Origin of the sequence: Thermoleophilum album, assembly GCF_028867705.1 — a bacterium.
Classification (GTDB): Bacteria; Actinomycetota; Thermoleophilia; order Solirubrobacterales; family Thermoleophilaceae; genus Thermoleophilum.
The window spans coordinates 1,355,531-1,368,852 of sequence record NZ_CP066171.1 but is presented as its reverse complement, the minus strand read 5'-3'; the positions used below and the strand labels follow the sequence as shown (position 1 = coordinate 1,368,852).

11 protein-coding genes and 1 pseudogene are annotated in these 13,322 nt (G+C 61.3%); 11 read left to right on the top strand and 1 reads right to left on the bottom strand.

Translation table 11 applies throughout. The features are described from left to right. The first annotated feature begins 13 nt into the window (after positions 1-13). The 11 genes and pseudogenes from JDY09_RS06425 (at position 14) to JDY09_RS06375 (ending at position 12,588) form a co-directional block, all read left to right on the top strand. The gene (locus JDY09_RS06425) at positions 14-829 is read left to right on the top strand and encodes a hypothetical protein (protein ID WP_274716101.1); all 816 of its coding nucleotides are present in this window, start codon (positions 14-16) and stop codon (positions 827-829) included. 151 nt (positions 830-980) lie between these two features. Further along, a complete protein-coding gene (locus JDY09_RS06420) occupies positions 981-1,883 on the top strand; it encodes a RecB family exonuclease (RefSeq protein WP_274716100.1) in 903 nt (300 codons plus the stop codon). Positions 1,884-1,990: 107 nt separating this feature from the next. Then, positions 1,991-2,536, top strand: coding sequence for a hypothetical protein (locus JDY09_RS06415; RefSeq protein ID WP_274716099.1), 546 nt, complete (start codon positions 1,991-1,993; stop codon positions 2,534-2,536). A gap of 339 nt (positions 2,537-2,875) precedes the next feature. Beyond that, positions 2,876-3,919, top strand: coding sequence for a DNA methyltransferase (locus JDY09_RS06410; protein ID WP_274716098.1), 1,044 nt, complete (start codon positions 2,876-2,878; stop codon positions 3,917-3,919). Positions 3,920-3,921: 2 nt separating this feature from the next. Further along, positions 3,922-6,672 carry a DEAD/DEAH box helicase gene (locus JDY09_RS06405; RefSeq protein WP_274716097.1) on the top strand — a complete coding sequence of 917 codons (2,751 nt, stop codon included), beginning with the start codon at positions 3,922-3,924 and terminating at the stop codon, positions 6,670-6,672. Further along, positions 6,665-7,813 carry a Druantia anti-phage system protein DruA gene (locus JDY09_RS06400; RefSeq protein ID WP_274716096.1) on the top strand — a complete coding sequence of 383 codons (1,149 nt, stop codon included), beginning with the start codon at positions 6,665-6,667 and terminating at the stop codon, positions 7,811-7,813. Before JDY09_RS06405 ends, JDY09_RS06400 begins: the two co-directional genes overlap by 8 nt. Then, complete coding sequence (locus JDY09_RS06395; RefSeq protein ID WP_274716095.1) at positions 7,810-8,988, top strand: DNA double-strand break repair nuclease NurA; 1,179 nt, start codon at positions 7,810-7,812, stop codon at positions 8,986-8,988. Before JDY09_RS06400 ends, JDY09_RS06395 begins: the two co-directional genes overlap by 4 nt. A 3-nt stretch (positions 8,989-8,991) precedes the next feature. Beyond that, positions 8,992-10,764 (top strand): ATP-binding protein, encoded by a 1,773-nt coding sequence (locus tag JDY09_RS06390; protein WP_274716094.1) that lies wholly within the window; start codon positions 8,992-8,994, stop codon positions 10,762-10,764. A gap of 385 nt (positions 10,765-11,149) precedes the next feature. Next, positions 11,150-11,854: pseudogene (locus JDY09_RS09995) on the top strand (type I restriction enzyme endonuclease domain-containing protein); the annotation flags it as partial. 9 nt (positions 11,855-11,863) lie between these two features. Continuing rightward, positions 11,864-12,055: a type I restriction enzyme endonuclease domain-containing protein gene (locus JDY09_RS09990; RefSeq protein WP_428837441.1), complete on the top strand. Its 192-nt coding sequence runs from the start codon at positions 11,864-11,866 to the stop codon at positions 12,053-12,055. A gap of 167 nt (positions 12,056-12,222) precedes the next feature. Further along, a complete protein-coding gene (locus JDY09_RS06375) occupies positions 12,223-12,588 on the top strand; it encodes a hypothetical protein (protein WP_274716092.1) in 366 nt (121 codons plus the stop codon). Here JDY09_RS06375 and JDY09_RS06370 read toward each other — a convergent pair. Next, complete coding sequence (locus JDY09_RS06370) at positions 12,585-13,211, bottom strand: hypothetical protein (protein WP_274716091.1); 627 nt, start codon at positions 13,209-13,211, stop codon at positions 12,585-12,587. The genes JDY09_RS06375 and JDY09_RS06370 overlap by 4 nt on opposite strands. Positions 13,212-13,322 lie beyond the last annotated feature (111 nt).

The window sequence follows — 13,322 nt, the reverse complement described above, 5'->3', positions numbered from 1 at the left end:
AGAGGGTAAGCAAGTGGCGATCGACATTTTTGCTTGCTTGCATGGAGCAGCTTTGACAAAGCTGCTTCGCTCCGAGCAGCCTGTAACCCTGCGGATGATCGAGACAAGGCCGCGCGATGCGTGGTCAGCCTATTTGCTGAACGATGCTGCCCTTTTGTTTATTAAATACAGCACCAATCGAAAACAGATCCAAGGCGGCTTTTCCTGGCGCTTCACGTTTGGCGATTCACAGCTCGAGCAGATGTCCAGCTCACAGCACAAGGTGTATCTAGCTCTCGTATGCGGCAGTGAATCGCTGAGCGAGCTAAAGAGAGGCAGTTGTGTGTGTCTACTGGAGCCGAAGGAACTGCACGAAGTCATTGACACAAACTCTGCTGCGCCACAAGGAATGACAGTGCGGTGGTACCCGGGGAAGAGCTTGCGGGTGATGAAAGACGGAAGGGAGATGTTCAAGATCCCACAAAACAGGCTAGAGAAGGCTCATCCCCTGTCCAGGGCGCTCCAGGCGTGGACCGCCGAGATCGCCGCCCTGCAGGAAGGCGACGCGCTCGACGTCCGTCCGGCCTACTACCTCTACAGGTTGCTGGCCGTGGGGCCGTTCGCCACCGCGGTCAAGAACGAGAACGCAGCCCGCAACCTCGCGATCTTCTCCCGGGTCCTCAGCGCCTTCCAGACCTACTATCAAAATACACGGTCGTCAGCCATCGGAACCTCGAGAACCTCGGAATGCACCTCTTCAACAGCTTCTTTCGGCTGCTCTGCGGCGGCGGGATCAACGAGTACGAGGACCCGGACCAGCCTTTCCCCAAGGGCCAGGTCCAGGCAATGACCGTCCATCAGGCCAAAGGCCTCGAGTTCCCAGTGGTCGTGGTCGGCTCTTTGGCGGCGCAGCTTTCACGTCCCAAGCAAGTTGACCGGGACCTGGGTCCGTTCTATCGCCGCGCGGCCTTCGAGGCGATCGTATCACCGGTTTCGACCGGATGCGCCTGCATTACGTCGCCTTCTCCCGGGCGCAGAGGGTACTCGTCCTCACCACCCACGAGCGGCCAAAGGAGTACTTCGCCCCCATCTGGCAGGGGTTGCCCCAGTGGCCCTATGTGCGGAGGCAGCTACTCGGGGCACAGCGCTTTGAGCTCCGGGATCGCATGCCGGTCAAGCGGAGCTTCAGCTTCCCGGGCGATCTCAGGATCTACGAGACGTGCCCGCGCCAGTACCAGTTCTTCGGCAGGTACGACTTCACGCCTTCCCGATCCGCCGTAATCTTCTTCGGGCTGCTCGTGCACCAGACCATCGACGAAATTCATCGCATCGTCCTGGATGGCAGTTTTGACACCTTGGATGAGCATCGTATCCGAGAGCTCTTTCAGCAAACCTACTGGTTGTTCTCGATAAGCGACGTGCGCCCCATCGGTCCGGCCGCGAAGAAGACAACCATCGCCCAGGCCATGAACTACTTCCATCAGAACCAGGCCGATATGTGGCGCGTGATCGAGACCGAAGTGGACGTGTCGGTAGAGAAGGACAGCTACATCCTGACCGGGAAGGTCGACCTCTTGCTGGGGGACGATGGGAAGCTCGAACTGCTGGACTTCAAGACCTCAGAGCGCAGTGCCGATCCGACGCTCTTAGCTGCCTATCAAGACCAGCCTTGCATCTATGCGCATATCTTGGAGCGGCGGAATGGCAAGCGCCCGGAGAGACTGCTGCTGTACTGGACAGCTGATACCAATAAACGCGATGCGTTGATGGAGTTCCCTTATCGCCCGGACAAAGTGGCCGATGCTGTCCGGCGGTTTGATGCGGTTGTCAGGAAGATTCAAGAGGGGGATTTCGAGGTAGTCCAAGTGCCTGAGCGCAAGGTGTGTGATGAATGGGCCCTGTGACACTACTGCATAACCGACGGTGTGATCCAGGCCGGGCAGAACGAGCGACCGTGATCCGGGTCCGCGGCGAGTTAAGTAAGTCTAGCTCAATGAGCTGGGAGGACTGAGTGGCGAAGGTTGAGATTACGAACACCGAGCTGGTCTCGCCTGGCAAGTACAACGAGGACGGCACGCTAAAGGAGGTGCCTCGGGTCAACCTCCCCTTCCAGGTCATCGAGCGCGTGAACGAGAGCCGAGCGACGCACGAGGCCAGAAAGAACGGCATCCAGCAGATCCTTTTTGATGTCCGGGAAGGCAAGGAGGGCGATAGCTTCGAGGAGGGGCGGCGCAACAAGCTCATCTGGGGCGACAACCTGCTCGTAATGGGTTCACTGCTTGAGAAGTTCGCCGGAAAGATCGACCTCGTCTACATCGATCCGCCGTTTGCGACCGGGGCAGATTTTTCGTTTACCGCGCCGATCGGGGAATGTGGAAACAAGGTCGAGAGACCACAATCTATCATCGAAGAAAAGGCATATCTGGACACGTGGGGCCACGGAATCGACACCTATCTCGACATGCTTGTTCCGCGGTTTCGAATTATCCGCGATCTGCTTTCTGAAAAGGGGATCGCTGTTTGTCCATCTCGGCACCCAGGTCAACCACTTCCTTAGAGTTGCATTGGAGGAAGCGTTTGGAACGGAAAACATCCTCGATGAGATAATTTAGAGTTACGGGACTCCATCTGGAGGCCGTGTCGCCGGGAACAAGCTTGTTAAGGCACGCAAACACATTATATACGCTGTTAAGCGGTACGGCGCGTATATAGACAACAAGCAGTGTCTTCGGTATTTGAAAAAGTATATAAACGAGAGATTTGCTTTTACGGATGAGGAGGGCGCCGATACCGCATTCGGAAGCGTGAAGGTGGGGCGGTTGAGCGGCAGTACCTCGACTCGAGCAAGGGAGTACCCCTCTCGACAGTATGGGCCGATATTAAGTAGACCTACGCCATGTATCTGGTAAGGCGAGCTGCGGAGGAGACAGGCTTCCGAACGCAGAAGCCCGAGGCGCTTCTCGAGCGAATCGTGTCGATCGCATGCAACCCCGGCGACCTCGTCGCCGACTTCTTCTGCGGCTCGGGCACGACCCTAGCGGTCGCTGAGAAGCTCGGCCGCCGCTGGAGCGGCTGCGATCTGGAGCGGTGGGCCATCCACGTCACCCGCAAGCGGCTCCTGGGCATCCCGAACTGCAAGCCCTTCGAGGTCCTGAACCTCGGCAAGTACGAGCGCCAGTACTGGCAGGGGGTGACGTTCGGCGACAGCGAGGACAAATCTCGCGCCGAGCAGGCGCTCTACGAGTACCTCGCATTCATCCTCGAGCTGTACCGCGCCCAGCCCGCGGCAGGGATGGTGCACCTCCACGGCAAAAGGGGCAAGGCGATGGTCCACATCGGGGCGGTCGACGCACCGGTGACCATTGAAGAAGTCAGCCAGGCGCTCGATGAATGCGTCGCGCTCAAGCAGGCCGAGCTGCACGTCCTCGGTTGGGAGTGGGAGATGGGCCTGGCGGGCCCGAACAACGACCTGCGCAAGGGGAGCCCCATGCACGAGATCGCGAAGCAGAAGGGTGTGAAGCTCCTCCGCCTCCTGCAGATCCCGCGTAAGGTGATGGAGCAGCAAGCGGCCGCCAAGGCCGACGTGCGCTTCTTCGAGCTGGCCTACTTCGAGGCGAAGATCAGCAAGCCCGAGAAGCTCACCGTCCAAGTCGTGCTAAAGGACTTCGCCACGCCCAACGCCGATCTAATCCCAGCAGACGTGAGCAGCAAGATGAAGAAGTGGTCCGACTACATCGACTACTGGGCGGTGGACTGGGACTTCCATAACGACACGTTCATGCAGGGGTGGGTCGCCTACCGCACCCGCAAGGAACGCAGGCTCCCTCTCACCTCCGACCTCCACACCTACCAGAAGCCGGGGAAGTATCGCATCCTGGTAAAGGTGATCGACATTTTCGGCAACGACACCTCGCAGGCCTTTGACGTGGAGGTCCAGTAGCGATGGCCGAAGCGGTCATCGCCTACGACAAGGACCTCCCGGAGATCCCCGCGCGGAGACCCTGGCAGAAGCCGACGCAGCACCTCGTGAAGGACGACGCCGCCCCGACGGGATGGCGAGTGGCCGAAGGCCGACGGCCGAGCAAGCTGCTGCTGGTGCCGAAAATCCGGACGAAGGTGGACGCGTGGGGCGAGCAGGGCTACCCGGGCGCGTCGGTGGTCAGCCGCCGGTTGTTCGAGTATTGGTTCGAGAAAGACCACGAGGTCCCGGGCTTCAATGTGCCGTTCCGTTACTACTTCTGCCAGCGGGAGGCCATAGAGACGCTGGTCTGGCTTGTCGAGGTCGCAGGCGCGCGCGACGTGCAGGAGCTGATCCAAACTTACGGGACCAAGTTCAGGCGGGACCCGGGCAGAGACACGATCGCGTTCCAGACCACCATGGACGGACGACGGCAACTCCGCCGCTACGTGCCAGAACTCGAGGCCGAGGGGGTGCAGGACCTTCCACCCGAGGACCTCCGTCGCTTCGCCTTCAAGCTGGCCACAGGCTCAGGCAAGCCCTGGGTCATGGCGATGGCGGTGGTCTGGTCCTACTTCCACAAGAAGCGCATGCCCAGTTCAGAGCTTTCCACGAACTTCCTCATCGTGGCGCCGAACGTCATCGTCTATCAGCGGTTGGAGAAGGACTTCGCCAGCAACCGGATCTTCAGGGAGCTGCCGCTCGTCCCTCCCGAGTGGCGGCCTTTTGAGCCCAATGTGATCCTCCGCGGGGAGGCGAGCGAGTCTGAGCCGTCCGGCAACCAGTTCGGCACCAACATTCACCAGCTCTACGAGTCGCGCGACCAGGAATGGACGCCGCAAAACGCCGTAGACGCCCTGCTGGGTAAGAAGCCCGCGGAAGATCTCGTGGCATCAAGCCAGCGCCCGATACTCGAGCGGGTGAAGTTGCTCAAGGACCTCATGGTGATCAACGATGAGGCGCACCATGTCCACGATGAAGACTTGGCCTGGAGCCAGTCGCTCCTCGCGATCCACCGCGCCCTGCCGAAGGGACTCGCCCTCTGGCTGGATTTCTCGGCCACGCCGAAACACCAGAACGGGATGTACTTCCCCTGGACGGTGTGCGACTATCCACTCGCCCAGGCTGTGGAAGACCGCATTGTCAAGGCTCCACTAATCGTCAGCAAGGAAGACGACGCTGAGCTGCCAACGAGAGATCCGCATCATGTCACCAAGTACAATGTAGTGGAGAAGTACGGCTACCGGCTGCGCGCCGCGGTAGCCCGGTGGAAAGAGCATTGGGATGCGTACAAGAAGAAGCTAGGTGTCAAGCCAGTGCTTTTCATCATGGCCGAGAAGAATGCCTACGCCGACGCAATCGGTGAGTATCTGTGCAAGACCAAAGAGTTCCGCATCAAGGAGTCTGAAGTACTGGTAATCCACACGGACGCCGCGGGCGAGATAACAAAGAAGAATCTCGAAAAGGCCCGCGAGGCGGCCCGAGACATCGACAACAACGACATCAATGTCATCGTGAGCGTCATGATGCTCCGGGAAGGCTGGGATGTGCGTAACGTCACCGTGGTCCTGGGATTGCGCCCGTTCGCTGCCAAGGCCGAAATCCTGCCGGAGCAGGTCATCGGCCGGGGTCTCCGCATGATGAGGAAGGTGAGTCCGGACCGCTTGCAGACTCTAGAGGTCCTCGGCACACGCAATCTTCTGAACCTCCTGCGCAGTCAGCTCGAAGCGGAAGGCGTCAGCGTCACGACGACCAAGATCGATCCGCCGACGCCGATCGTCATCGAGCCTCTTCAGCAGCGCATCGAGTACGACATCGGCATTCCCCTCACCAAGCCGCAGCTCGTGCACGACTTCCGCAAGCTTTCCCAGCTCAGCGTCAGCGACCTAGAGGCCATCTACGAGCAGGAAGAGCTAGCCGAGCAGTTCCGGATCAAGCTGAAGTTGGAGTTTGCGACGACGGAGACCGAAGTCCATCAAGCCGACATCACTGCGGGCGAGCTGCCGACGGCTCAAGATCTCCTCAGTTCCATCACCAACAAGGTGATCAGCCAGGCGAAGCTCCCCAGCCGGTTCGCCGAACTCTACCCGGCGGTGCGCTCCTACGTCGCTAAGCGTTGCTTCGGGCGCGAGGTAGATCTCGCAAGCGACCCCATCCGCTCGCACCTCGCTCGTCCGGAGATACAGGAAGGCATCGCCAAGTACCTCGGCCGGAAGATAGCGGAGCTCACGCTCGAACGCCGGGCGATTGAATTCGAGCGAGCCGACTTCAGACTCTCGGAGACGAGGCCGTTCAGCTGGCGGCGGGACCTTCCGCCGCTTGAGGCCAAGAAAACGATTTTCAACTACGTCGCCACATACAACAAATTCGAGCGGTGCTTTGCTGAGTTCCTGGATAGCGCCTCAGACGTGCTCCGGTTTGCATCTCTTGGTACCACGGAGCAGGGCGAGTCTGGGACGCAGTTCCGCGTCGACTACATCAAGCCGACGGGCGTGATTGGCTTTTACCATCCGGACTGGGTCGTAGTGCAGACCGTCGAAGGTAGCGAAGTGAACTGGATCATCGAGACGAAGGGGCGGGTCTGGGAAGGGACCGGGGCCAAGGACGAGGCTATGCAGGTCTGGTGTAAACGCGTCAGCGCTAACACGGGTAAGGAGTGGCACTACAAGCGAATCGACCAGTCTGATCTTGACGCGGCCCGCCCGAGACGTCTCGAGGATCTCGCCGATGCATAGCATTGAACCCGGCATAGACGCGGCCCACCTGCGCGAGCGAATTATCCGATCTCTTCGTGCCCAGGGGTTCCGCGTTCAAAACGGAGCCATCTTTCCTCCGAGGGACCTTTCGAAAGAAAGAATCCGGAAGCTTCACCAGACCGCCGTTGCACATCGGATCGAGCGGGCTCGTGCCAGCCTGATGCGACTGGAGAGCAAGCTGCTGCGTCGCATCGCGTCGGGCCACGAAGTTGATCCTTTGAGGATGTCGCCTCGCTTGATAGAGGTTCAGCCCGGATCGGAGGAGGAACTGCTCTTCCGATATGCGAGCCTACATTGGAGCATTCCGGTTTCGTCCGGTTACGGACGCCGCCTGCGCTTCCTTGTCGTCGACGAGTACAACGGCAAGTTAATTGGTGTCATTGGGTTAGGGGACCCAGTCTTCAGTCTGGCACCCCGTGACCAATGGGTCGGCTGGACTCCTTCCGACCGCAAGAAGCGACTGCGGAACGTAATGGATGCGTTCGTATTGGGTGCGGTGCCTCCCTACTCATTTCTGTTGTGCGGTAAGCTTGTGGCTATGCTCGCCGCGAGCGACACCGTCCGCCATGCGTTCAAAAGGAAGTACGGCGGCGTCCGCTCGGTGATCAGGCGCGAGGTGCATGACGGACGTCTCACGCTGATCACGACGACGTCGGCTCTCGGTCGCTCCTCTCTTTATAACAGACTCCGTTTCGGTGACAGACTCCTCTATCAGAGCGTGGGCTTCACGAAGGGCTCTGGCGAATTCCACTTTTCGAACGGTCTCTACGAGGCAATTACGGACTTCGCGAAGCGACACTGTGAGCCTACAGCGAAACAGGAGCATTGGGGTCGTGGCTTTCGAAATCGCCGTGAGGTTATTAAGAAATGTCTTCGCCGCGTCGGGTTATCGGGTGACTGGCTGTACCACGGGATTGAACGGGAAGTGTTTGTCGTCCCACTTGCGGCCAATTGCCGGGAGTTTCTTCGGGGAGAGCACTCCCGTTTGCAGTGGTATCTTCATTCCGAAGGCCAGATGTTCGAATACTTTAGGGAACGGTGGATGCTGCCTCGGGCACGTCGTGATCAGAGATACCGCACCTTCGAGGCGGAGAGCTATCGACTATGGAGGGCGGCATGACGGCAGGTGGGGAATTACCTGACCAAATTCCGTTTGCTGATCTGCCCGCTGCGCTAGTCGAAGAGGTGCTGCACAAGACGGCGACGATCGCGGCTGACCTACTCGCTTCGTTTCGGGAGATCAGAGAAGAGCGCAGTGCGCTACGCAAGAAGCTTGAGAAGTCTGGCCTTCTGATCGAGGAGTCGTCTCTCGGGTATCCGCCGCCGCCCACGACATGCGCAACCGACGGTTCCTACGCGATTGACCGACTTCTCACAATTGACTTAGCCGCGGCGGCGGCGGTGGCCGTGGAAGGTCTCACGCCGCCTTCGGAGAAACGGCATTGGGAACGTCCGCATCACAAGACTTTTATCGCTGCTGAGCCGCACCTCGAAGACACAGCTAGCGTTCTCCGTGCAGTCATGCTCGGGGAGGAGCTTCGTTTGGCCACCAGCGCGCCGCATGACGTCGTGATGATCGACGGCACACTAACGCTCCCCATCATCTACTTTAATCAGGCGCTCAACAAAGTGCCCGATGCGAAGGGACTTCGTTGCTCCATGGAGTTCCTCGAGAACGGCGTCGAGTACCTGAGTGCCTACCTCGAGCTCTTGCGCTCGGAGCGTTCAGATAAGCAGTATATCGCTCTGTCGAAGTACTCGACGCGTCGTGAGATCGGGAAACGGCTCGGCTGGCTAGTAAATCATGACGACCGTGGGATGCTCACGCTCTTGCTCAAGTCTGGCGAGCTGACGGAGCCGGTCGAGCTCGAACACCCGCGCGACAGTGAAGGCAGGGTCACCTGGCATCTGAATACTGGGCCGCTCCGAAACGAGAGCAACAAGCAGGCCAACGAGCTCGCGAAGGAGATCCTGTCCGCTCTCCAGTCGGTGACGGTGTTCTACTACAAGCCGCACGATTGGCTCCCAGCGCTGCGGGTCGAGGTCGCCGCTAGCGTGGCGTCGAACACGCATCGGCTGGCGACAGTCGTCCAGGGGCTGAAGCATCAGTGCGCAACAGCGTCCATGCTCGAGCCCTACCCGATCTACCTGGCTGACCGCACCGCGAAGGCGCTTGCGCGGGCCATCCCTGCGTTCCGCCAGGTGACTACCCAACGGGTGTCGGAACGCTACAGCGGTGAAGTCGGCGAGGTCTTCTTCGCCTTACACGGCTATCGGAGTGAGAGCGGGAGATAAGCCATGACGAACTACCCCAAGAGTCTGGATCAGATCGTAGACAAGACCGAACGGCTTGGCGTCGTGGGCTCGCCCTCTTCGACCGCCCAACTCGCTATTGACATCCTCGGTGCGGCTGCCACGCGGAAGCTGGTCGGAGAACTCGCGCTCTTTCGGTTCAATCAGGACACGAGCCCACACTACGCCCTCGGACAGATTACCGAAGTTCAGCTCCGCAATATCTGGCACGAGGATCCAACGATGCTGAGCCTGATCCGCCAGCGCGGGCGTGTGGACGCGGTCAGTGAGCGGCAGGACACGCACCTCGGACAGATGGTGATCAGCGCGGTGTTTCGCCAGGTTGGTTCTGCCGGATACGAGCCTAGCATCTTGGGAACCGTACCGGCGACCGGCACGCCCATCCATCTCGTGACCGACGACGTGCTGGACGAACTTCTTCGCCCCTACCGCGACCAGATCTTCTACCTGGGCCACGTCTACGGCTCGAAGCCGAAGTTGCCGCTCTGGTTCAAGCACTTCGACCGCGGGCCGGACGGGGCCGGCGAGGCCTACCACCTCGGCATCTTCGGCAAGACCGGCTCAGGCAAGTCGGTGCTGGCCAAGATGATCCTGCTCGCCTACGCACGGTACCGGAAGATGGCGCTGCTCGTGATCGACCCGCAGGGAGAATTCGCGAGGGACATGCGCAAGGGAGGGAAGAGCGGCGAATTCGCCCTTCCAGTGGGTGACGTGGTGAGGAAGCTCGGCAAGCAAGTTTTTGTTCTCACGGTAAGCAAGCTTGTCCTCGATCGATGGGATCTTTTTCGGCAGATACTTTCTGAGTCCCGCTTCTTCCGTGAGCTGCAAGTGATGACTCAGGACAAGGTTGACACGGCCTGCGACGAATTCACCGAGGCCATGCGAAAGGCAAGGGGAGTCACTCTGGCCACGCTGCACGAGAAGGCTGTGTTTGAGAAAGCATGGAGCCTACTCAAGCAGGACAGGCTGCGGAACAAGATATACGCGCGAGAGGGCGCAGCAGCGGAACGGTTCAAGGATGCCGTAAACGAAGCCAATCCCGATGAGCTTTATCGGGACGTCTGGCTGCCTGTCGCAAGGCTCTTTCAAGAGGATCATGCCAGCGGTCGGCGAAAGGTCGAGGACGCGCTGAAATGCCTACTCGGCACAGCAAAGACCAACCGCCCAGTACTCGTGGTGGATGTCTCCAAGGAACAGGCGCAAGATCTTCTCTGGAATGACACTATCCAGTCTCTCGTGATCAAGCGCCTGCTTGAGGGTGTGACTGCCACGGCTGAGGCGATGTACAAAGAAGGCGAAAACCTCAACGCACTGGTCGTCATAGACGAGGCTCACCGGCTGGCTCCGCGCGAGCTTCCTTCTGAGGACGATGCCGCGAAGGCAGTGCGCAGCGTGCTGATTGACGCCGCCCGCACCACCCGCAAGTACGGTCTCGGCTGGCTCTTCATTAGCCAGACGCTCTCGAGCATCCATCCGGAGATCCTCCAGCAACTGCGCATTTTCTTCTTCGGTTTCGGGCTCGGGCTGGGGCAAGAGTTCCAGTCGCTGCGGCAGCTCGTGGGATCCTCCGGCACCGCGTTGGACCTCTACCAACTCTTCCGCGACCCCCACTCGGCCTTCGACGCTGAGAGTCGTCAGTACTCGTTTATGACGATCGGGCCGGTGAGCCCTTTATCGTTTTCAGGGAGCCCGCTATTTTTCAACGCCTTCAATACCGTTGAATCCTTTATGAAGGCCAACCAACTTGAAGCGGCGTGACGTTGAGGAGTTGCCGTTCATAGGCCGCGCATGGCGGGCGGGTGTGACCGGCATTTGGCGTTCATCGGCAAGCCTGCTTTTTCACGGCGTTCACGGACCGGGCGGAGATATGGTGGGCCGAGAACCTGGCAAGGTAGCCGCGGCGGAACTCATGACCACGTTCAGTCGGGCTTGAGCCGCGCGGCGGACTCGTGATCCTGCCATGCCCTTTGCTGGGATACGGGTTGCCAAGCGCCCATCTCCCGCCCACCAGGACCGACCTCTGAGGCGTCGGTTCAACTAGCACCAGGAAAGCGGTCCCTTACGCTGATCATCCCGTTCCTCGTCGAGGATCGCATCGCCCACGACATCGGCGAGTTATCAGGTGACTGGTGATGCTGAGCCCATCTGCGGCGACTCTTACAACGAGATGGTGCGGCTCCGCCCCGATTGGCGCGATGACGCCGACGACCGGGGCCAGGTCAAAGTCGTGATGACCGGATCGGCTTCGGACCCGCCCGACTGGCGGCCGCACATTCGCAACAAGCAGCGCCGCGAGTTCCTGGCCAAGCGATTCCGGGACCCAAGCGATCCGTTCAAGCTCGTCATCGTGCGCGACATGTGGCTCACGGGGTTCGACGCACCGTCCCTCCACACCATGTACCTGGACAAGCCCATGCGCGCCCACGGGCTCATGCAGGCGCTCGCGACCTAGACCGCTAGCGGCGGCACTGGTCGGACCGCCATCGACCAGAGCGAGGTCGTGGCGGTGATGCAGGAGAAGTACGAGATCTGCTGCGACCTCTTCTATGGCTTCGACTGAACTGCGTGGAAGACCGGGAGACCTGAGGAACGCCTCGCGCTGCTCCCCGCGGCCCAGGAGCACATCCTCGCCCAAGAGAACGGCAAGGACCGGCTGCTGCGCGCGGTCTCAGAGCTCTCGCGCGCGTTCGTGCTCGCGGTCCCTCACGAGAGGGCGCTCGCCATTCGCGACGCTGTGGCCTTCTTCCAGACGGTGCGGGCGGCGCTCGCCAAGCGCGCGCCAAGCGAACAGCGGAGCGAGGAGGACCTGGATCACGCCATCCGGCAGATCGTGTCCCGCGCCATCGCGCCCTAGGGGGTGGTGCCGCTTCACCACGTCTGGACCAAGCGCGTGAACGTCCGTGCCCGCCTGCGGCGCTCGGTCAAGCGGGTGCTTCGCAAGTACGGCTACCCACCGGACAAGCAGAAGGCAGCGACGGAAACAGTCCTCCGGCAGGCCGAACTGTTCGGCGAACATTGGACCGAAAGTGCTCTCAGCCCCGGGGGTTAGCCCCCGACCTCCGCATCGTCCCGAACCCGCCCGACGCCGACCGCTACCGCGCCTACGCGGCTGTCTACGACCGAGCGGTTGCCGCGGCCGGCTTCAGCGAAACCCGAACCCTGAACCTATTGGGGTGAGTGCCGCTCCCCAACCGGCGACTCTCGCCTGCCACCTTCGTGGCACACGTAGAGCCGCGCTCGACGGAGCTGCTCATCCCCGACCTCTCCTGGTCCCTCTTCGGCCGCTACACCGGGGGCAGCCGCGACGGCAAAGTCGTGCTCGTACAACACCACGACATCAGCGACCCCGAAACCGGTGGCAGCTACACGATCAAGCGCTACCGCCGTCGCGCGGTCGGTGCTGGCGCTGGTAGCGAGCGAGAGCGCGCCGAAACCCTCCTCGAACCCGAAAACCCCCAGTGCCGCGCGATCGTGCTGAAAGACACCGACGCGGAAACCATCCGCCTGCTCGCCGAACCTGTCGAAGTGCTCTCAACCGTTTCGAACGCTTCGGACGCGAGGTGCTCGGTGTACGTCGGCTAGCTCGCCCCCGGAGCCCTCAAACTCTCCACAAGCCCACAAACCCTCTGCAGCGCCCCCTCTACCGTCCGCTGCTTCACAAGACCTTCGAACGCCAGCGCCACCAGCTCGAGCTGTGAGGCGCCCGCTTCGGTCGGGCGCGCCCACACCGCCACAGCTGCCGGGTTTGTGTTCAGAGAGCCCGCGCGAACCAACCCCACCAGCGGGCCGACACGCGGCGGCTCGCCGGCCGCCGGTGCGGCCGCAGTTCCGCGCGCACTCCCGGCCGCGTCCCCCGGCGGCGGCGGCACATCTAGCCGCTCCAAGCGCCCCACCTGCTCGAGCGCCGCGCGCGCCAGCTCAAGCGCCCGCTCGGGCGGTACCGCCAGCGCAAGCGTCCGCGCCGCCCGCGTGCGGCGCAAAAACAGGCGCGACAGCCGCGCCCCAAGCCAGCCGCCAAGCGCCCCTGCCGCACCCCCAACCGGCCCGCGCGCAAGCGCACCGCCAAAACCGCCGCCCGCCGCCCCCAAACGGCCAAGCTCCCGCGAAACTAGGTCCCAAAGCGCCCGCTCGAACTCCTCCCCAAAAGCGGGTGGCGCCCCGGGCGCGGCACCTTGCGCGCTCCAAGCGTCCGCTTGTGCGTGCACGCCCGCTGACGGGTCCTCTCGTGCGTGCACACCTGCTGACGCGCCCGTGTGTGCTTGCGTGCCTGCCGATGCGTCCTTTCGCGCGTGCGTGCCCCCGCCGCCCGCGGAACC